The 17,127-nt window shown below is 69.4% G+C and carries 22 protein-coding genes and 1 other RNA gene; 9 read left to right on the top strand and 14 right to left on the bottom strand.

Annotation, left to right across the window (positions count from 1 at the left end; all coding sequences use genetic code 11):
* Positions 1–156: 156 nt before the first annotated feature.
* From ACTIFS_RS07635 to ACTIFS_RS07645, 3 genes are all read right to left on the bottom strand, one after another.
* Positions 157–603 carry a TIGR02301 family protein gene (locus ACTIFS_RS07635; RefSeq protein WP_439573459.1) on the bottom strand — a complete coding sequence of 149 codons (447 nt, stop codon included), beginning with the start codon at positions 601–603 and terminating at the stop codon, positions 157–159.
* 64 nt (positions 604–667) lie between these two features.
* Entirely contained in the window at positions 668–1,102 is a 435-nt protein-coding gene (locus tag ACTIFS_RS07640; protein WP_439573460.1) for an NUDIX hydrolase, read from the bottom strand.
* Positions 1,103–1,141: 39 nt separating this feature from the next.
* The gene (locus ACTIFS_RS07645; RefSeq protein ID WP_439573461.1) at positions 1,142–1,654 is read right to left on the bottom strand and encodes a hypothetical protein; all 513 of its coding nucleotides are present in this window, start codon (positions 1,652–1,654) and stop codon (positions 1,142–1,144) included.
* 104 nt (positions 1,655–1,758) lie between these two features.
* On the opposite strand from ACTIFS_RS07645, the gene ACTIFS_RS07650 reads away from it, so the two are divergent.
* Positions 1,759–2,508, top strand: a complete 750-nt coding sequence (locus tag ACTIFS_RS07650) for an SOS response-associated peptidase (protein ID WP_439573462.1) — start codon at positions 1,759–1,761, stop codon at positions 2,506–2,508.
* 6 nt (positions 2,509–2,514) lie between these two features.
* On the opposite strand, the gene ACTIFS_RS07655 is transcribed toward ACTIFS_RS07650, so the two are convergent.
* Genes ACTIFS_RS07655 through ACTIFS_RS07665 form a run of 3 tightly spaced genes read right to left on the bottom strand, consistent with a single transcriptional unit; the run spans position 2,515 to position 4,599 of the window.
* On the bottom strand, positions 2,515–2,808 hold the full coding sequence (locus ACTIFS_RS07655; protein ID WP_439573463.1) for an addiction module antidote protein: 294 nt from the start codon (positions 2,806–2,808) through the stop codon (positions 2,515–2,517).
* Positions 2,808–3,095 (bottom strand): type II toxin-antitoxin system RelE/ParE family toxin, encoded by a 288-nt coding sequence (locus ACTIFS_RS07660; RefSeq protein ID WP_439573464.1) that lies wholly within the window; start codon positions 3,093–3,095, stop codon positions 2,808–2,810. Before ACTIFS_RS07660 ends, ACTIFS_RS07655 begins: the two co-directional genes overlap by 1 nt.
* 58 nt (positions 3,096–3,153) lie before the next feature.
* Positions 3,154–4,599 carry an FAD-binding oxidoreductase gene (locus tag ACTIFS_RS07665; protein ID WP_439573465.1) on the bottom strand — a complete coding sequence of 482 codons (1,446 nt, stop codon included), beginning with the start codon at positions 4,597–4,599 and terminating at the stop codon, positions 3,154–3,156.
* A gap of 147 nt (positions 4,600–4,746) precedes the next feature.
* On the opposite strand from ACTIFS_RS07665, the gene ssrS reads away from it, so the two are divergent.
* Positions 4,747–4,901, top strand: a non-coding RNA gene (gene ssrS / locus ACTIFS_RS07670) — 6S RNA.
* Between the two features lie 17 nt (positions 4,902–4,918).
* Here ssrS and ACTIFS_RS07675 read toward each other — a convergent pair.
* Positions 4,919–5,968, bottom strand: a complete 1,050-nt coding sequence (locus ACTIFS_RS07675; protein WP_439573466.1) for a MaoC family dehydratase — start codon at positions 5,966–5,968, stop codon at positions 4,919–4,921.
* A gap of 371 nt (positions 5,969–6,339) precedes the next feature.
* On the opposite strand from ACTIFS_RS07675, the gene ACTIFS_RS07680 reads away from it, so the two are divergent.
* The 3 genes from ACTIFS_RS07680 (at position 6,340) to ACTIFS_RS07690 (ending at position 7,644) form a co-directional block, all read left to right on the top strand.
* Positions 6,340–6,978 carry a Maf-like protein gene (locus ACTIFS_RS07680; RefSeq protein WP_439573467.1) on the top strand — a complete coding sequence of 213 codons (639 nt, stop codon included), beginning with the start codon at positions 6,340–6,342 and terminating at the stop codon, positions 6,976–6,978.
* Positions 6,979–7,009: 31 nt separating this feature from the next.
* Positions 7,010–7,228: a DNA gyrase inhibitor YacG gene (gene yacG, locus ACTIFS_RS07685; protein WP_439573468.1), complete on the top strand. Its 219-nt coding sequence runs from the start codon at positions 7,010–7,012 to the stop codon at positions 7,226–7,228.
* A gap of 92 nt (positions 7,229–7,320) precedes the next feature.
* Positions 7,321–7,644, top strand: coding sequence for a hypothetical protein (locus ACTIFS_RS07690; RefSeq protein WP_439573469.1), 324 nt, complete (start codon positions 7,321–7,323; stop codon positions 7,642–7,644).
* On the opposite strand, the gene gcvA is transcribed toward ACTIFS_RS07690, so the two are convergent.
* The gene (gene gcvA, locus ACTIFS_RS07695) at positions 7,626–8,594 is read right to left on the bottom strand and encodes a transcriptional regulator GcvA (protein WP_439573470.1); all 969 of its coding nucleotides are present in this window, start codon (positions 8,592–8,594) and stop codon (positions 7,626–7,628) included. The genes ACTIFS_RS07690 and gcvA overlap by 19 nt on opposite strands.
* A gap of 136 nt (positions 8,595–8,730) precedes the next feature.
* On the opposite strand from gcvA, the gene ACTIFS_RS07700 reads away from it, so the two are divergent.
* A complete protein-coding gene (locus ACTIFS_RS07700) occupies positions 8,731–9,039 on the top strand; it encodes a DUF2917 domain-containing protein (protein ID WP_439573471.1) in 309 nt (102 codons plus the stop codon).
* A 4-nt stretch (positions 9,040–9,043) separates the two neighbouring features.
* Complete coding sequence (locus ACTIFS_RS07705; protein ID WP_439573472.1) at positions 9,044–9,631, top strand: GNAT family N-acetyltransferase; 588 nt, start codon at positions 9,044–9,046, stop codon at positions 9,629–9,631.
* Positions 9,632–9,691: 60 nt separating this feature from the next.
* On the opposite strand, the gene ACTIFS_RS07710 is transcribed toward ACTIFS_RS07705, so the two are convergent.
* From ACTIFS_RS07710 to ACTIFS_RS07725, 4 genes are all read right to left on the bottom strand, one after another.
* The gene (locus tag ACTIFS_RS07710) at positions 9,692–10,063 is read right to left on the bottom strand and encodes a hypothetical protein (protein WP_439573473.1); all 372 of its coding nucleotides are present in this window, start codon (positions 10,061–10,063) and stop codon (positions 9,692–9,694) included.
* 118 nt (positions 10,064–10,181) lie between these two features.
* Complete coding sequence (locus ACTIFS_RS07715) at positions 10,182–11,030, bottom strand: aldo/keto reductase (RefSeq protein ID WP_439573474.1); 849 nt, start codon at positions 11,028–11,030, stop codon at positions 10,182–10,184.
* 36 nt (positions 11,031–11,066) lie between these two features.
* Positions 11,067–12,044, bottom strand: coding sequence for a Bug family tripartite tricarboxylate transporter substrate binding protein (locus ACTIFS_RS07720; RefSeq protein ID WP_439573475.1), 978 nt, complete (start codon positions 12,042–12,044; stop codon positions 11,067–11,069).
* Between the two features lie 117 nt (positions 12,045–12,161).
* On the bottom strand, positions 12,162–13,148 hold the full coding sequence (locus ACTIFS_RS07725; RefSeq protein ID WP_439573476.1) for a Bug family tripartite tricarboxylate transporter substrate binding protein: 987 nt from the start codon (positions 13,146–13,148) through the stop codon (positions 12,162–12,164).
* Positions 13,149–13,523: 375 nt separating this feature from the next.
* On the opposite strand from ACTIFS_RS07725, the gene ACTIFS_RS07730 reads away from it, so the two are divergent.
* Together ACTIFS_RS07730 and ACTIFS_RS07735 are read left to right on the top strand one after the other, a co-directional pair.
* Entirely contained in the window at positions 13,524–14,792 is a 1,269-nt protein-coding gene (locus tag ACTIFS_RS07730) for a multidrug effflux MFS transporter (RefSeq protein WP_439573477.1), read from the top strand.
* 111 nt (positions 14,793–14,903) lie between these two features.
* Positions 14,904–15,164: a glycine zipper domain-containing protein gene (locus ACTIFS_RS07735; protein WP_439573478.1), complete on the top strand. Its 261-nt coding sequence runs from the start codon at positions 14,904–14,906 to the stop codon at positions 15,162–15,164.
* A gap of 86 nt (positions 15,165–15,250) precedes the next feature.
* Here ACTIFS_RS07735 and ACTIFS_RS07740 read toward each other — a convergent pair whose 3' ends face one another.
* Positions 15,251–16,162, bottom strand: coding sequence for a PhzF family phenazine biosynthesis protein (locus ACTIFS_RS07740; RefSeq protein ID WP_439573479.1), 912 nt, complete (start codon positions 16,160–16,162; stop codon positions 15,251–15,253).
* 24 nt (positions 16,163–16,186) lie between these two features.
* Positions 16,187–17,038, bottom strand: coding sequence for a pyridoxal kinase PdxY (gene pdxY, locus ACTIFS_RS07745; protein WP_439573480.1), 852 nt, complete (start codon positions 17,036–17,038; stop codon positions 16,187–16,189).
* Positions 17,039–17,127: the final 89 nt, after the last annotated feature.

The raw sequence follows: 17,127 nt of genomic DNA on the forward strand, positions 1-17,127 counted from the left end.
ATCGGCCCTGTCCCACTGCGCAAACCCTAACATGGCGCTGCCGGACGGTGAGCCAATTCTGACCGGAGGGTTAACGCGATGGGAAAAATCCGCGCTGTCGCCAGAGGGCAACGCCGTCTGGCAACGCCGTCTCGCTATGCCCCGCGCGGCGCAGCGTCAGTTGACGAAGCGGCTGGAGATGTCGACGACAATGCGCCGCCCCTCCTCGACAAAGCGGCGGGTGGCGAGGCGCGCCGCCGGCGTGCAGGTGCGGTAGGTGCGCTCGAAGCCGCTGTAACCATGGTTGAAGCTCTGCACCAGCCGCTCGCGGCGATCGCCGCCCGGAGCCTCTGCGTCCAGAAGCGCCTGCATCTCGCGCCGCCAGGCTCCGGTCTCCGGCCCGTCGCACAGGGTTCGCAGATAGTGCAGGGCGCCCATGATCTCCGCGAGCCGGATCAGTTGGGGATCGTAGGGCGCCTGCAGCGGCGCCTGGGGTGCGGCAGGCTGGGCTGCGGCCGACGGGGGAGCAGCGGTCTGGGGCCTTGCCGGCTGCGACCACGCATCCACCGGCCCGGCCAGACCCAGGGCAGCGGCAACAAGGAACGGGGCGGTCCGGCGCAGCATGGCCGAGATATGCGGGACGGCCGGCAGCCGTGCAACCGCGTCCGCGCAACATGATTGACGGCGCTCAGCGTCCGGCGCGCGCGAAGGCGGCGGCCACGGCCTCGGCAAGGCCCTCGGTGGTCGGCAGGCCGGCGATCTCGTGCGGCGCAACCCAGCGGACATCGTCGGCCTCGAGCGACGTTGCCGGCTCGCCGGAGGTCCACAGCGCCGCATAGGTCACGACCACGAAATGGCGCGCCACCTGCCCCTCGTCGTCGCGGTGGATGACGTCGCGCGCACCGCACAGGCCGATCGGCTGGGCGGTGACGCCCACCTCCTCCATCAGTTCGCGGGCGGCGGCTTCGGCCAGTGTCTCGCCGATCTCGACCAGCCCGCCGGGCAGGCTGTAGAGGCCGGCACCCGGTGCATTGGCCCGGCGCGCGAGCAGCACCCGGCCGGATCGCAGCACGGCGGTGGAAACGGCGAGGATCGGCCTTGGCGGGTAGCTGCGATCAGACACTGTGAAGGGGCTCCGGAGCGGCGCGGGGGGCGGACGCTATCAGCCGTTCATCAGGTCGTCGATGGCGTCCTGCGCCGAGGCGGGTTCCATCTCCTCGATGTCCTCCTCGATCACCGCGTTCATCAGGCCGGCGGCGCGCGCAACGAGGTGCTTCATGCGGTCGCCCGCTTCCTCCGCGATATAGCCGGCGACCGGTGTCGCTCCCTGCCCGGAGAGCTGGGTGATGGTGTCGACCATGACCCGGTCCATCTCCTCGACCACGGCGAGGAAGCGGCGGCGCACGCCAACCGGCGCATGGGCAAAGGCCTCAAGCACCAGGTCCTTGTCGCGGTAATGGGAGCGGATGAAATGCTGCTCGTAGGTGGCGGGCGCCCAGGCCAGCACATCCTCGATGCAGTCCGGCATGGTGGGGACGAGTTCGAGCAGCATGACCACTTCGTTGAAGTGGTTGAGATAGTCGGTGGCCAGCCGGGTTTCCGGATGGATGTTGGCCGCGCGCAGACGCTCGGGCGTCAGCGACAGTGGCGCATCCGGAATCATGGCGTCCAGCATGGATTGTGCAGGTCCCCTCAGACTGGTCACTATCAGCCACGGGCGCGGTGAAGGAAGGCTTAAGGTCCTGCCTCCGCCGCCGTCATTCCTTCCGGTAGGGAACCATGTGCGGGCGCTACGCGATCAAGACGATCCCAGAGGCGATGCAGGCGGCCTTCGGCTACGAGGACCGGCCGAACTTCCCGCCGCGCTACAATATCGCACCGACCCAGCCCGTGCCCGTGGTGACCATCGACCAGGGCCGGCGCCGCTTCGTGCTGATGCGCTGGGGCTTCATCCCCGGCTGGGTCAAGGACCCGAAGGACTTCCCCCTCGTCTTCAACATCCGCTCGGAAGGGGCGCGGGAGAAGCCCTCGTTCCGGGCAGCCTTCACCCGTCGGCGGGCGCTGATGCCGGCCGATGCCTTCTACGAATGGAAGACCGAGGGCAAGGTGAAGACGCCCTACATGGCCCGCCGGCCCGACAGCGGCCTGTTCGCCTTCCCGGCCCTGTGGGAGACCTGGACCTCGCCCGACGGCTCGGAAATGGACACGGCGGCCCTGATCACCGGCCCGGCCGAGGGGCCGATGGCGGCGATCCACCATCGCTCGCCGGTCATCCTCGACCCGGCCAACTGGAACGAATGGCTGGACCCGGAGACCACGGCGGAACGGGCGGAGGCGCTGCTGAGCCCGCCGCTGCAGATCGAACTCGAACTGGTGCCGATCGGGCCGGCGATCGGCCGCGTCGCCAATGACGGGCCGGAGGTGCAGCGCCCGGCGGGCGAGACGGTGGCGGCGCCCGCGGCCGACGCGGTGCCGAAGCGGACGCGGAGCGCCAAGGCAGACAAGGGCGGACAGGGCAGCCTGTTCTGAGCCTCCTCAGGCGGCCGATTGCAGCGACAGCCGGAGACCGAGAGCCCTGAGAACGGCCATCAGCGTGCTGAGCCGCGGATCGCCCTCTGCGCTGAGGGCCTTGTAGAGCGCCGTCCGGTTGACGCCTGCCGCCTCAGCGATCGGGCCCATGCCCTGCGAGCGCGCGACGTCGCCGAGCGCCTTCTGGAAAAGGGCGGCATCGCCCTCCTCCAGCGCCAGTTCGAGATAGCGGATCACATCTTCCTGCGTCTCCAGGAAGCGTGCGGCATCGAAGGGAACGGTCTCGAGCGGCATCATCATCACTCCCTGCTCATCTGGATGGCCCTGCGGATGTCACGGGACTGACTCGCCTTGTCTCCGCCACACAGCAGGATCACCACGGTGTCACCGCGGCGGGCGAAATAGACCCGGTATCCCGGTCCGTGATCGATGCGAAGTTCGGCAACACCGTCTCCGACCGGCTTGGCATCGCCGAAATGACCAAGTTCGAGCCTGCTGATGCGCAACACGATCCTGCGACGCGCGTCCCGATCCCGCAGATCAAGGAGCCATCGCTCGAAGACAGGCGTCATCCGCACCTGAATCATTTGTCGCTTATAGACGACAAAACGTCCGATGTCGATCCGAGCAGGGACTGCCCGACCGCTACAGCACCTTGCCGGGGTTGAGGATGCCCTTCGGGTCCAGCAGGCCTTTCAGGCTGCGCATCAGGTCCAGTTCCACCGGGTCCTTCACGCCCGGCAGCAGGTCGCGCTTCATGCGGCCGATGCCGTGCTCGGCCGAGATCGAGCCGCCATAGCGACCGACAATGCCGTGGACGAGCGCCTGCGCCTCGTCCCAACGGGCGAGGAAGGCCTCCTTGTCCGCGCCCACCGGCTGGCTGAGATTGTAGTGGATGTTGCCGTCACCGAGATGGCCGAAGGGCACCACGCGACAGCCCTCGATCAGCGCCTCGCAGGCGGCATTGGCCTCGGCGATGAAGGCGGGCACCGAGGCGACCGGCACCGAGACGTCGTGCTTGATCGAGCCGCCCTCGAACTTCTGCACCTCGCTCATGCCCTCGCGCAGGCGCCAGAAGGCGTTGCGCTGGTCGATCGTGTCGGCGAGCGCCGCATCCTCCACGATGCCGGCCTCGAAGCCCGCGGCGAGGATTTCCTCCAGCGTCTCGCGCAGGCCCCCGGCCGAGGCGGTGGAGAGTTCCATCAGGACATACCAGGGCGCCGGCGCCGCCAGCGGGTCACGCGCACCGGCAAGGTGCTTCAGCACGAAGCCGAACAGGTTGCGCGGCATCAGTTCGAAGCCGGTGACCGAGGGGCCGGCCCGCTCCTGCGCCCGCTGCAGCAGTTCAAGCGCGGCCTCCGGCGAGGTCACGCCGACCCAGGCCGCCTCGATGGAGCGGGGCGCCGGGACGAGCTTGAGAACCGCGCCGGTGATGATGCCGAGCGTACCTTCGGCACCGACGAACAGGTGCTTCAGGTCATAGCCGGTATTGTCCTTCTTCAGGGTCCTGAGGCCGTTCCAGATGCGCCCGTCGGCCAGCACCACCTCGACGCCGAGGACGAGGTCGCGGGCCATGCCATAGGCGACAGCCTGCGTGCCACCGGCATTGGTGGAGAGGTTGCCGCCGATGGTGCAGGAGCCCTTGGAGCCGATATTGAGCGGGAACAGCCGGTTGACGGCCGCGGCCGCATCCTGCGCCTCCTGCAGCGTCACGCCGGCATCGACGGTCATGGTGTTGCCGGCCGGATCGACGGCGCGCACCGTCTTCATGCGCGTCAGCGACAGCACGATCTCGGCGCCGGTCTCGTGCGGGACATGGCCGCCGACGAGGCCGGTCGCGCCGCCCTGCGGAACCACCGGCGTGCCGGTCTCGTGGGCAAGGGCGAGCACCGCCGCCACCTCCGCGGTCGAACCGGGGCGCACCACCAGCGGCGTGCGGCCGAAATAGAGCCCGCGGTCGTCGCGCAGATAGGGCGCCTGATCGTCGGGATCGGTGATGGCGTGGCGCGCGCCGACCAGGGCCGCGAAGCGTTCCACCAGGCTGGCCGGCATGGGCGGGGCGAGGGCTGTGACGGGCTTCGGCAGCGGCATGGGTGCTCGGGGGTCTCCGGTCTCGGACCAGTCTATAGGACCCGAGCCGTCGCGGGCGTCAACCGGCCGCTGCGGATGGCAGCGGTGACAGCGCGCGAGACCGGGCCGGCCCCTTCCGCCGGCGCACGATCCGGCCTATCTATCACGACGGAGCTGCGACGTTCGTCAGGACACAATATCCCCGGGGCCTTATCGATCTTGAGGGAGCTGTCCCTGCCCTTGTCCGTGGACTTGGGTACACGGCGCCCACCTACTTAGGTAGGTTCCCGGGATCGATCGTCCAACGGCAGAGCGGCTCCACGCCTCCCCCTCCCCCGGCTCAGCGCGGGATCAGCGCCCAGTAGTCGAGGTCGAGGATCACGGCCGGGTCATAGTCCTCGCCGGCGACCAGCGGGAAATCGGCGCAGGGCCTGTCCTTTGTCGCGATGGTGCGGATGCGCAGCGCGCCGACATCGTCGCGGCCGGGCAGGATCTGCGTGTCGACAATGCCCGACCAGGCAAAGACCGTATCGCCGGCGAACAGCGGGGCGACATGCCGCCCGCTGTTGATCGCCGCGACATGGAAGGCATTTGCCAGCCCGTTGAACGACAGCGCGCGGGCCAGCGAGATGACGTGGCCGCCATAGATGAGCCGGCGGCCGAAGCGGCCCTGGCCCTCGGTGAACTGGTTGAAATGGACCTTCGCCGTGTTCTGGTAGAGGCGGGTGGCCAGCATGTGCTCGGCCTCCTCGACGGTCATGCCGTCGACATGGTCGATCTGCTCGCCGGGCACATAATCGGAAAAGCGGTGGCGCTGGCCGGCAAGGCCGGTGTCATAGGCGGCCGGGTCGGTGAGCGGGCAGGCATCGCCGAGCTGGTCGGGCTCCAGCGCCCGCGGCAGCGTCGGCACATGCTCGGGCGGCGCGGGCGCGGCCTCGTCGCGCTTCCTCACCATGACCCAGCGGACATAGGCCAGCACCTCGTCGCCGTGCTGGTTGAAGCCGCGCGAGCGGACATAGACCACGCCGGTCCGGCGGTTGGAATTCTCCTTCAGGCCGATCACCTCGGAGACGGTGGACAGCGTGTCGCCGGGATAGACGGGGCAGAGGAAACGGCAGTCGGCATAGCCGAGATTGGCGACGGCATTCAGCGACACGTCGGGCACCGTCTTGCCGAAGACGATGTGGAAGACCAGCAGATCGTCCACCGGCGCGTGGGGATAGCCGATGGCCTTCGCGAAGGCGTCGGAGGACTGGACCGCGAAGCGCGGGCCATAGAGGGCGGTGTAGAGCGCGACGTCCCCGGCCGTCACCGTGCGGGGCGTCGCATGGCGCAGCGTCTCGCCAAGGCGGAAATCCTCGAAGAAGCGGCCCGGACTGGTCTTCGGCATGACGTGATCCCCTTTTGCCGATTTATGGCTTGCTGCGCCGCAAAATCCAACCGGACGAAGGGAGGGTGGCAGACACTATCGGCGTGCTCGCAGGTTTGCCCCACCCTCACCCGCCCCGTCTCGCTCCGCTGCGCGGAGAGGGGGGCTATGACGTCCTGCTTCGGCAGCAACGGTCGCGCCAGGCGCGTCGGTTGAAGAACCGGCTGGCGGCCAAAGTCCCCCTCTCCGCGCAGCGGGGAGGGTGAGGGTGGGGCCATGGCGTCCCCAGACTCCGCCAATCCCTAAGCCACATGCCTGCGGCGGTTCACAAGCCCCGCGCCATCCGCTATCGAACGGACGGTCTCCCGTCCCGGCATCCAGACAAGGCGTCCATGGCACCGATCCCCGTCCCCGGCCGGCCCCTGCTGGTGCTGGCCTCCGGCTCGCCGCGACGCCTCGCCCTGCTGCAGCAGGCCGGCATCGAGCCGGATCGCCTCGTGCCTGCCGAGATCGACGAGACGCCGTTCCCGCGCGAGAGCCCGCGCAAGCTCGCCCAGCGCCTCGCCCGCGAGAAGGCGGCGGAAGCTGCCCGCCGGCTGCGCGACGAGGAGGACTGGAAGGGCGCGGTGATCCTTGCCGCCGACACGGTGGTCTGCGTCGGCCGGCGCATCCTGCCCAAGGCCGAGACGGTGGAGGAGGCCGCCGCCTGCATCCGCCTGCTCTCGGGCCGCTCGCACCGGGTCTATACCGGCCTGTGCCGTGTCGACCAGGCCGGCCGGGCGACCGCCAAGCTCGCCGAGACGCGGGTGCGCTTCAAGCGGCTGTCGCGCGAGGAGATCGAGGCTTATCTCGCCTCCGGCGAATGGCGCGGCAAGGCCGGCGGCTATGCGATCCAGGGCATTGCCGGTGCCTTCGTGGTGACCATGGTCGGCTCCTACACCAATGTCGTCGGCCTGCCGCTGTCAGAAGCCGTCGGCCTGATCGGTGCGACCGGCTATCCGGTCACGCTCGGCTGGATCAATCGCGGCTGATGCCCCATATGCATCGGCCATGACTGCCGCCGTGAACGACAACGCCCCCGACAATGACCGCCCGCTCGACCCGGTTCGTCCCTGCACGATCTGCGGCAAGCCGGCCACGCTGCGCTTCAGGCCGTTCTGCTCGAAGCGCTGCGCCGATGTCGATCTGAACCGCTGGCTGAGCGGCGCCTATGCCATCCCCGTCACCGAGGATGACGACGAGGACGGCGGCAGCGGCAAGAGCGGCGGTCCGGAGCGCTGAAACGCCCGCCCGCCCGCGTGGCATGGCCGGGCAATGCCTGCAGGGCAAGGCAGGCGCATGACCTGCAACCCGACCCGCCAACGTGCCAGCCGATGATCCGCCCTGCCCTCGCCTGCATCCTTCTCGTGACCCTTGCCATGCCTGCGCCGGCCGACGACCAGCCGCCGGCCGACCGCGTTTTCCGCTTCACGCCGGCCCAGACCGCCGCGGTCGAGCGCCTGGAGGCGCGGCTGAGGGATGGCGATCTCTCCCGCCAGGTCTATTCGCCCGCGTTCGCCACGCGCGCCTGCTACGAGGCCGCCCTGCAGCAGAGCGCCAGCCGCGAAGCCGCCCGCGACCAGAACGGCCTGACGGCGGCACAGCGCGTCTTCTTCGCGGGATGCGTGGAGCATTCCGGCTATCTGCTGGGGCGCTGACCGGCGGCGGGCGCGGCAGCGTTCCCCTCCCGCGCCTCCTCCCTTGCCTCCTCCCGCAGCCAGTCGCAGAAAGCGGCCACCTCCGGCCGCCCGGCGGCGGCGCGCGCCAGCATCAGCACATAGGCCTTGGAGCTGGGCGCGATCTTCTCGAAGGCGGCCACCAGCTGGCCGGTGCGGATCTGCTCGTCGATCAGCGGTGAAAGCCCCAGCGCCACGCCCTGCCCGGCGATGGCCGCCTGGATCATCTGGTCATAGCGCGTGAAGTGCAGCGTGCCGGCGGGCCTGAGGTCATCGAGGCCGAAGGAGGTCAGCCAGGTGCCCCAGTCATACCAGGTCTTGTGGGCCGGCCCGTAGTCGAGATGCAGCAGGGTGTGGCTCTTCAGGTCCTCCGGGCGACGCAGCGGGGCCGCGTTGTCGGCGACGAGCGCGGGGCTGCAGACCGGCTGGATGGCCTCGCCGAACAGGGTTTCGGCATCCGGCGGCACCGCATTGGCCGGCATGTAGCGGATCGCGACGTCGATCAGGCTGCGGTCGAGGTTCAGCGTCCTGTCATTGGCGACGATGCGCACCTCGATCTCCGGACGGGTGCGCGTGAAGCGGTTCAGCCTGGGGATGAGCCAGAGCGAGGCGAAACCGGTGGTGGTGGTCACGGCCAGCTGGTTGGTGGCGCGGCGGCGCTTCATCTGGTCGATGGATTGCTGCACGCGGTTCAGCACCTCCACGCTCATGTCGTAGAAGGCACGGCCGTCATCGGTCAGTGCCAGCGAGCGATGCCGGCGCTCGAACAGATGCGTCTCCAGCGCCTCCTCCAGCGTCTTGATCTGGCGGCTGACCGCCGACTGCGTGAGAAACAGCTCGCGTGCGGCGCGCGTGAAACTGAGGTGACGGGCGGCGGCCTCGAAGCCCTGGATGAAGTCCAGCGGGGGCAGGTCGTAGCGCTTTTTTGACATTCGTGAAACTCATGCTGCAAGTGAGAAATGCTCGTTTGCACCGCCGTAATCATGCGCGCATCCTGACAATATGTCGATCCTTCAGGCCCGTGCGCCGCACTGGCAATGACCAGGGATCATGCAAAGGATGACCGCCATGATGTGTCTGTCCAACGATGCGAGCCTGCACCTTGCCCGCGGCGGCCTGATCCGCCTCACCGATGCCATCGGCACCACCGTCGCCTGCCGGTCGGGCGCTGTGTGGATCACCATCGACAGCGACCGCCGCGACATCGTCCTGGAGGCGGGCGAGCGCTTCCTGATCGACCGGCAGGGCCTCGCACTGGTCTGCGCGATTGCCGGGCCCGCCGCTGTCGATGTCTGGCCGCCCGGAACCGGCGCCACCGCACCGGCCGCCGCCCCGGTGGACGCCAGCGCCGAAACGCCTGTCCGCAGGGCGGCGTGACGCCATGGACGGCTCCGCCCCCCTCCCCGCGATCTTAGGCACCGGCCAGACCCTGATCCGGCCGGTCCAGCCCCTGGACGGCCCGGCACTGGCCGCTCACGTCAAGGCGCTGTCGCCCGCCTCGCGGCGCAACCGCTATCTGGGTGGCGTGAATGAACTGTCCGCTCGCGAGATCGAGCGCATCGTCACCGGCCATGGCGGGCGGCTGCGCGCCATCGTCGCCGAGGCGGAGGGGCCGGCGGGCCCGGTTGTGGTGGGGGAGGCGCTGGTGGCTGCCGGAACGGCTCCCCGCACGGCGGAATTCGCCCTGTCGGTGGCCGATGACTGGCGCCGGCGCGGCCTCGGCACGCGGCTGCTCGCCAGGATCGCCTGGCTGGCGCTCAGCTTCGGCGCCAGCCGGCTCGCGGGCGAGACGCTGCGCGACAACGAGGCCATGGCCGCTCTCGCCGCGGCCAACGGCTTCGACATCCGGACCCATCCGGAGGATGCGCGCCTTCTCATGATCGAGCGGCCGGTGGTGCTCCCTGCCCTGGTGGCGGGGCTTGCCGCGGGAGGACCGGGCGCGCGCGCCTGTTTCGCCGACGCGGCCTGATCCACGACGGGCGAAAGCCCCCGGCCGGGACCGGGGGCCATCGGTGCCCATGGCTGCGGCTCAACGGACGGCGATGGAGCCGTTCGGCGAGACCACCAGCGCGGTGATCGAGCACAGGTTGACGCCCCAGCGGGTCACCTGGCGGCCGCTCTCGTAGCGAACGCGCACATCGAAGATGCAGTAGCCGCGGTGGAACGAGGGCTGCACCCGCATCCGCCCGCCGGGCGCGATCATGTGGCGGCCGAGCAGGTCGCGGCCGAAGGTCGCGTGGTCGCGGTGGGTGGCATAGACGGAATGGATGGCGGTGGTGCGCGAGGCGTTGACGACGTCGAACCAGCGCTGGTGGCCGTCCTGCGCCTGCGCCGCGCCCGTGAATGTTCCACCGAGGGCGAGCGCAACGGCGGCAATCTTGATCGGGTTGGACATGGTCATGCGGGTCTCCCTTGAGGCTGTGGCGACCGCGTTCCGGGCGCCTGATGGCCTTGTGAGGGAGTTGCCGGGGCACAGGCATTGCTGCCTGTTGGGGAGCGTTGCGGGGGCTTGCGGGCGCTCAGAGCATGGCGAGCGGGCCCGCCCGGCGCGGCGGCGGGAAAGCGCGGTCCAGAATGGCGAGGTCCCCGGCCGACAGGACGAGGCCGGCAGCGGGCCGGTTCTCGCGGATATGCCCGACCGTGCCCATCTGCGGGATGGTGACGACGCCGCCCGAGCGGATCGTCCAGGCGAGCGCCACCTGGGCCGGCGTCGCGCCGGGATGGCGACCGGCCACCTCCACCAGCGCGGCATGGCGCAGCAGCCGGCCCTGCTCGATGGGCGAATAGGCCATGACGGGAATCGAACGGGCCTGCTGCCAGCCGATCAGGTCGAACTCGATGCCACGGCGGCCGCAATTGTAGAGCACCTGGTTGGCGGCGACGTTCGCCCCACCCTCCACGGCCATCAGTTCCTGCATGTCGTCGAGGTCGAAATTGCTCACCCCCCAGTGGCGGATCTTGCCCTCGCGCTTCAGCTGCTCGAAGGCGGCCACCGTCTCGGCGAGCGGGATCGCGCCGCGCCAGTGGAGCAGGTAGAGGTCGATGCGGTCGGTGGCGAGCCGCTTCAACGAGCGCTCGCAGGCCTCGATGGCGCTGCGCCGCCCGGCATTGTGCGGATAGACCTTGGTGACGAGAAAGACCTCGTCGCGCCGGCCGGCGATGGCCTCGCCGATCAGTTCCTCCGAGGCTCCGTCGCCATACATTTCGGCGGTGTCGATCAGCCTCATGCCGAGGTCGAGGCCGAGGCGCAGCGCCGCGATCTCGCCTTCCCGGCGCTGGCGCCGCCCGGCGAGCGTCCAGCTGCCCTGGCCGAGCGCGGGGATGACCTCGCCGGAGGGCAGCTTCGTGGTGGGAATCGCGTCGGTCATAGTCCACCCGGCCGCCACAGCGCCGGACGGCCGCCCTCAGTTCTGCTTCGGAATGTTGGCGTCCTGGATCACCTTGGCCCACTTCGCCGTCTCGCTGCGCAGGAAGGCGCCGAACTGGTCAGCCGTCAAGGGCGCAGCCTGGGCACCGAAGCGCTCGAACCTCTCCACCGTGTCGGGCGCGCGCAGCGCCTTGACGATGGCCGCGTTGAGCCGCTCGACGATCGGGGCCGGTGTGCCCTTCGGCGCCACGATGCCGGCCCAGGAATGGGCCTCGTAGCCGGGTAGGCCGGCCTCCGGCATGGTCGGCAGGTTCGGCAGGAGGGCGAGCCGCGCCGGGCTGATGCCGAAGGCCTTGACCTTGTTGCCCTGAACCTGGGGCACCGCCGTCGGCCCGTCCGAGAACATCAGCTGGACGTGGTTGCCGAGCAGGCTGTTCATGGCCGGCGCACTGCCGCGATGGGCGACGTGCAGGATGTCGGTGCCGGTCATGCTCTTGAACAGTTCGCCCGCCAGATGGGTGCCGCCGCCGACGCCCGCCGAGCCGTAGGACAGCTTGCCCGGATTGGCCTTCGCATGGGCGATCAGGCCCTTGATGTCGTCGAAGGGCATGGAGGGATGGGCGCAGACGATGATCGGGAAATTGCCGGCGCCGCTCACCGGCACGAAATCCTCGAGGAAATTGTAGGGCAGGCTCGCCTTGAGGCTCGGATGGACCGAGTGGTGGATGGCGCAGACCAGCAGCGTGTGGCCGTCGGGATCGGCCCGCTGGACCGCCTGCGCGCCGATCACGGCATCGGCACCCGGACGGTTCTCGATGATGACCGTCTCGCTCCACTGCTCCTGCAGCTTCTGGCCGATCTGGCGGGCCACGAGATCGACCGGACCGCCGGGCGGGAACGGCACCAGCAGCGTCACCCGCTTGGAGGGGAAGGCCTGGGCGCGGGCCGGCAGGACGGTGGCGGCCGCAACGCCCGCAAGAGCTGCGAGCGCGGTGCGGCGGGTGGTGGCGGACATGGGTTTCGTCTCCAGACAGAAATGTGTCTGGACGAAACGGCATTTCACACAGTGATACAAGCCGGCCGAACGACGGGCATCGCCGCGTCCGGCCGGCGTGGCTGACAGCCTGTCGGCTCAGTCGACCTTGGCGCCGGCGGCGCGCACCACCTCGGCCCAGCGCGGGATCTCCGATTCCACGCGCGCCTTCAGCACGTCCGGTCCCTTCATGGTCGAGATCGCGCCCATGTCCTGGAACCGCTTCACGAAGGCCGGGTCTTCGCCGATCTTGACCAGCTCGGCGGTCAGGCGCTGGGCGATGGCGTCCGGAATGCCCTTCGGCGCGAGCATGCCGGACCAGGAGGTCACGTCGAAGCCGGCAATGCCGCTCTCGATCATGGTCGGCAGGTCCGGCAGGTCCGGCCAGCGGCGAGCGGTGGAGACGGCGATCGGCTTGATGGTCTTGCCCTGGATCTGGCCGATGATGGTCGGCAGGTTGTCGAACATCATGTCGATGCGGCCGGCGATCAGGTCCTGCACCGCCACGGCGCCCGTGCGATAGGGCACGTGCAGCAGTTCGATGCCGACCTTGCGCGAGAAAAACTCGGTCGACAGGTGGGCGGTGGTGCCGATACCGGGCGTGCCGTAGCTGACCTTGCCGGCGCCCTTCTCCTTGGCCCAGGCGATGAACTCCTGAACGGTCTTCACCGGGTTCTGCGGATTGACCACGAAGATGTTCGGAATCTCGTAGATGTCAGCAAGATAGGTGAAGTCGGTGCGCGGGTTGAACGGCAGCGAGCGATAGAGCTCCACATGGGCCGACAGCGGACCGATGGTGGACACGCCGATCGTGTAGCCATCGGCATCGGCCCGGGCGATGGCGTTGACGCCGACATTGCCCGCCGAGCCCGGCCGGTTCTCGATCACGACGGTCTGGCCGAGTGCGGCCGACAGGCGCTCGCCGATCACGCGGGAGAGAACATCGGTCGAACCGCCGGGGGGAAAGGGCACGATCATCCGGATCGGGCGGGCCGTCGGCCAGGCGGCCTGCGCCGAGGCAGTCCGGATGGCCGGCAAAGCCAGCGCCCCGGCAAGTCCGGTCAATGCGGTGCGGCGGTTGATCATGGGCATGTCCTCTTGCGAATGGGCCGTCCGTACCGGCGGCCTTCGCCCCAAGATTGGCCGAACTTGGCCCGGCGCGACAGTCCCCCCGGCGCGGGATGTTCATGCGGGACGCCGCGGGAGACGATGGGTCGCAGCCGGCCGCGCTGACTTGTGCACGGACCTGGGGACGGACTTGGGACCGGACTTGGGACCGGACTTGGGACCGGACTTGGGACCGGACGAGGGTCAGATATTCGGAACCGGGCTGGCTGCAGTGCAGCAACCGCCCTACAAGGCAAACCATCACACCGATGCGGCAGCCGCAGGCCCCTGTCCGGGCGCTGAGGCCACTGCCGTGCCGCTTCCGTTCCCGCAAGGCTCATCCGGGACCCGCCCATGTCTCCCGTCCCGGCAGAGTCTCCCGTCCCGGCCGCAGCCGACAGGACCCGCCAGCCTGCCGGACTGCGTGCCTTCGTGGCACTGGTCGCCGCGCTGATGGCAACCAATGCGCTGGCCATCGATTCCATGCTGCCGGCCCTGCCGGAGATCGGCGTCGCGCTCGGCATCGTCGAGGCGAATGACCGCCAGTGGATCATCACCTCCTACCTGCTCGGCTTCGGGGCGGCGCAGATCCTGTTCGGGCCACTTGCCGACCGGTTCGGCCGTCGCCCGGTGCTGCTGGCCGGCCTTGCCATCTACACGGTCGCGAGCCTTGCCGCGGCCGCGGCCACCAGTTTCGAGACCATGATGGTGGCGCGGGTCGTGCAGGGCATCGGGGCTGCGGGCTCGCGGGTGCTGGCGGTGACCATCGTGCGCGACCGCTTCGCCGGCCGCCAGATGGCGCGCATCATGTCGCTCGCCTTCATCGTGTTCCTGGCCGTGCCGATCCTTGCCCCCTCGATCGGGCAACTGGTCATCCTGGTGGCGCCGTGGCGGTGGATCTTCCTTCTGCTCGGCCTGTTCGGCGCGGTGGTGGCGGTCTGGGCCGCCCGCGCCCTGCCCGAAACGCTCAGCCCCGACGACCGCCGGCCGATTGCCTTCGGTTCGGTGCTGGCGGCCTTCGGCGCCTGCCTCTCGCTGCGCGTGCCGCTCGGCTACATGCTGGCGATGACCTTCATGATCGGCGGGCTGTTCGGCTTCATCAACGCCGCCCAGCAGATCTTCGTGGACGTGTTCCACGCGCCCGAATGGTTCACCGCGGTGTTTGCCGCCATTGCCGCCTTCATGGCGCTCGCCGCCTTCGTGAACTCGCGCATCGTCGAGCGCTACGGCATGCGCCGCGTCTCGCATACGGCGCTGATGGGCTATGTCGTGCTGACGCTGGTCCATGCCGGCTTCGCGCTTGCCGGGCGGGAGACGATCTGGGTGTTCGGCCTGTTCCAGGGCGCCTCGATGTTCTGCTTCGGGCTGATGGTCTCGAACTTCGGCGCCATGGCCATGGACCCGCTGGGGCGGATCGCCGGCACAGCCTCCTCCGTGCAGGGCTTCGTCACCACGGTGGGCGGGGCGGCCATCGGCTTCTTCATCGGCCAGCAGTTCGACGGCAGCGCGACGCCGACCGTGATCGGCTTTGCGGCCTGCGGCCTGGCGGCCCTGGCGATGGTGCTGGTGGCCGAGCGTGGCCGGCTGTTCCGCCCGCAGCAACAGGTGGCCAGCGCACCCTGAACAATTTTCGCTTGCCGCATGGAACCGAATTGAGGCTGCGGCGTTCATCGCAAAGTCACGTCGGCCTCCATAAGGTCCAATCGGGGTGGGGGCCCAATCAGGAGAGAATCAATGGTCAGGAAACTGGCACTCGTCGGGATGGTTGCGCTGATGCTCGGCGCCTGCACGGCGCGCGAGGAGCGTGCGGTCGCGGGCGGCGCGATCGGTGCTGGCACCGGTGCCCTCATCGGTGGCCTCGCCACGGGGACGGGCGGTGGCGCGCTTGCAGGCGCTGCGATCGGCGGTGTTGCCGGTGCCGTGATCGGCGCCGAGACCACGCCGCGCCGGCGCTGCTGGGTCAACCGCTACGGCGAGCGCGTCTGCCGTCGCTGATCCTCGGGATCGACACCACACAAACCCGCCGGTCAACACCGGCGGGTTTTTCGTGCGTGCTGTCGGTAAAAGATTGCTGGCAGCGTTCAGACCGCCAGCCGCCCCTCGGCCATGACCACCGCGCCGCCGCCGATCGTCACGGCTGTCACCACACCGCCGGCCATCGTCACGCCGAGGTCGATCCGGCTCGGCCGGCCCATGGCAAAACCCTGCTCGATCGACACGGCATGCGTGCCGTCCGGGGGCCGGTCGAAGCGGGCGAAGGTTCCGGCGAAGGCCGCCGCGGCCGAGCCGGTGGCCGGGTCCTCGGCAATGCCCAGTCCGGGGGCGAACATGCGCGCATGGAAGGCCGCGGCCGGGTCCACCGTCTCCCGGCTATAGGCGAAGATCGCCGGATGGTCCTCGCCGATGGCGGCGAAGGTCTCGGCGAACCAGCGCGTGTCGACCCGGATGCGGTCGAGGGCGGCGCGTGTCCTGACCGGCACATGGCAGAACGAGACCGGCGCGCCCCAGCGACCCGGCCGGTGCCCGTCGAAGCCGATATCGCGCACTTCCAGACCGAGGATTCCCGCAAGCTGGGCGGCATCCGGCGCGGGTCCCGTCTCGGCCGGCAGGCGCGGCGCGGTGAAGGTCGCCTCGGCGCGACCATCGGTATGGCGCACGACCCGGCAGGGCACAGGTCCGGCCTTCTCGCCGAGCACGAATTCCGTGCGGCTGCCCGGCGCCAGCCCATCCATCAGGGCGAGCATGATGGCGGTGCCGACGGTCGGGTGGCCGGCAAAGGGCAGTTCGGCCCCCGGCGTGAAGATGCGGATATCGGCGCGGTGGCCTGCCGCCACCTCGGGCAGCACGAACACCGTCTCCGACAGGTTGAACTCGGCGGCGATCGTCTGCATGGCCGCGGTGTCGAGCCCGGCCGCGTCATGGACCACGGCCAGCGGATTGCCGGCCAGCGGCGTGTGGGTGAAGACGTCGAGCGTGTTGAAGCGGCGGGACATGGGAGCCAAACGGGGGTTGGAGGCTCAGGCGAGCCTCTCGGGGGTGAAGATCTGCGTCGGCGCGACGAACTCGTCCTGGGCCGCGACGGTCAGGATCTCGCGCGAACCGGCCGCCTCGGTGCGCCGGAGCAGACCATAGACCGAGGAGGCGGCCCGAGACAGGGCATGGGCCTCGTCGCCCTTGTCCGCGCAATGGACGAAGAACAGGGCGGCGATGGCATCGCCCGCGCCATTGACCGAGACGGACAGGCGCGGCGTGCGCAGCCGGAAGGCGCCGTTCGGTCCGCAGGCGATGAGGTCGATGGAATCGTCGGGCGTGTCCTCGACGATCAGGCTCGTCACCATGACGATGCGGGGCCCATTGGCCCGGATCGCCTCGACGGCCGCGCGCGCGTCGGCGAGCGTCGTCACCGTCCGGCCGGACAGATATTCCAGCTCGAAATGGTTGGGGGTGATGATGTCGGCGGCCGGAACCGCCTGGTCGCGCATGAATTCGGGAATGCCCGGCCGCACGAAGATGCCGCGGCCGACATCGCCGATAACGGGATCGCAGCAGTAGAGCGCCGCGGGATTGGCCTGCTTGACCCGCCGGGCGGTGCCGACAATGGCCGTGCCGATGTCGGGCGAGCCCATATAGCCGGACAGCACCCCGTCGCAGCGGGCGAGCGCGCCGCGCTCGGCGATGCCCTCCACCAGTTCCTCGATCATCGGCCCGTCATAGACGCGGCCCTTCCAGGCGCCATAGCCGGTATGGTTGGAGAACTGCACCGTGTGGATGGCCCAGACCTCATGGCCGAGCCGCTGCATGGGAAAGACGGCCGAGGCATTGCCGACATGGCCATAGGCAACCCAGGACTGGATGGAGAGAATGTTCATCGGCGCGGCCGGCTGTGCAGGAACGGGATGGCCAGCCTATCGGCCGGTGCTGCATCGCGCCAATTCCCTTCGGTGAAGCGAGCCATCAG

This window comes from Phreatobacter sp. (genome assembly GCF_051860605.1).
In the GTDB taxonomy this organism is placed as follows: Bacteria; Pseudomonadota; Alphaproteobacteria; order Rhizobiales; family Phreatobacteraceae; genus Phreatobacter.

Bases quoted from the DNA above. Each gene is read 5' to 3' on its own strand.
- ACTIFS_RS07665 (WP_439573465.1), bottom strand. From the start codon at position 4,599: ATGCCGCTGCCGAAGCCCGTCACAGCCCTCGCCCCGCCCATGCCGGCC.
- ACTIFS_RS07635 (WP_439573459.1), bottom strand. From the start codon at position 603: ATGCTGCGCCGGACCGCCCCGTTCCTTGTTGCCGCTGCCCTGGGTCTG.
- ACTIFS_RS07680 (WP_439573467.1), top strand. From the start codon at position 6,340: ATGGCACCGATCCCCGTCCCCGGCCGGCCCCTGCTGGTGCTGGCCTCC.
- pdxY (WP_439573480.1), bottom strand. From the start codon at position 17,038: ATGAACATTCTCTCCATCCAGTCCTGGGTTGCCTATGGCCATGTCGGC.
- ACTIFS_RS07675 (WP_439573466.1), bottom strand. From the start codon at position 5,968: ATGCCGAAGACCAGTCCGGGCCGCTTCTTCGAGGATTTCCGCCTTGGC.
- ACTIFS_RS07690 (WP_439573469.1), top strand. From the start codon at position 7,321: ATGATCCGCCCTGCCCTCGCCTGCATCCTTCTCGTGACCCTTGCCATG.
- ACTIFS_RS07705 (WP_439573472.1), top strand. From the start codon at position 9,044: ATGGACGGCTCCGCCCCCCTCCCCGCGATCTTAGGCACCGGCCAGACC.
- ACTIFS_RS07735 (WP_439573478.1), top strand. From the start codon at position 14,904: ATGGTCAGGAAACTGGCACTCGTCGGGATGGTTGCGCTGATGCTCGGC.
- gcvA (WP_439573470.1), bottom strand. From the start codon at position 8,594: ATGTCAAAAAAGCGCTACGACCTGCCCCCGCTGGACTTCATCCAGGGC.
- ACTIFS_RS07700 (WP_439573471.1), top strand. From the start codon at position 8,731: ATGATGTGTCTGTCCAACGATGCGAGCCTGCACCTTGCCCGCGGCGGC.
- ACTIFS_RS07650 (WP_439573462.1), top strand. From the start codon at position 1,759: ATGTGCGGGCGCTACGCGATCAAGACGATCCCAGAGGCGATGCAGGCG.
- ACTIFS_RS07645 (WP_439573461.1), bottom strand. From the start codon at position 1,654: ATGCTGGACGCCATGATTCCGGATGCGCCACTGTCGCTGACGCCCGAG.
- ACTIFS_RS07740 (WP_439573479.1), bottom strand. From the start codon at position 16,162: ATGTCCCGCCGCTTCAACACGCTCGACGTCTTCACCCACACGCCGCTG.
- ACTIFS_RS07720 (WP_439573475.1), bottom strand. From the start codon at position 12,044: ATGTCCGCCACCACCCGCCGCACCGCGCTCGCAGCTCTTGCGGGCGTT.
- ACTIFS_RS07710 (WP_439573473.1), bottom strand. From the start codon at position 10,063: ATGACCATGTCCAACCCGATCAAGATTGCCGCCGTTGCGCTCGCCCTC.
- ACTIFS_RS07715 (WP_439573474.1), bottom strand. From the start codon at position 11,030: ATGACCGACGCGATTCCCACCACGAAGCTGCCCTCCGGCGAGGTCATC.
- ACTIFS_RS07655 (WP_439573463.1), bottom strand. From the start codon at position 2,808: ATGATGATGCCGCTCGAGACCGTTCCCTTCGATGCCGCACGCTTCCTG.
- ACTIFS_RS07725 (WP_439573476.1), bottom strand. From the start codon at position 13,148: ATGATCAACCGCCGCACCGCATTGACCGGACTTGCCGGGGCGCTGGCT.
- ACTIFS_RS07660 (WP_439573464.1), bottom strand. From the start codon at position 3,095: ATGATTCAGGTGCGGATGACGCCTGTCTTCGAGCGATGGCTCCTTGAT.
- ACTIFS_RS07730 (WP_439573477.1), top strand. From the start codon at position 13,524: ATGTCTCCCGTCCCGGCAGAGTCTCCCGTCCCGGCCGCAGCCGACAGG.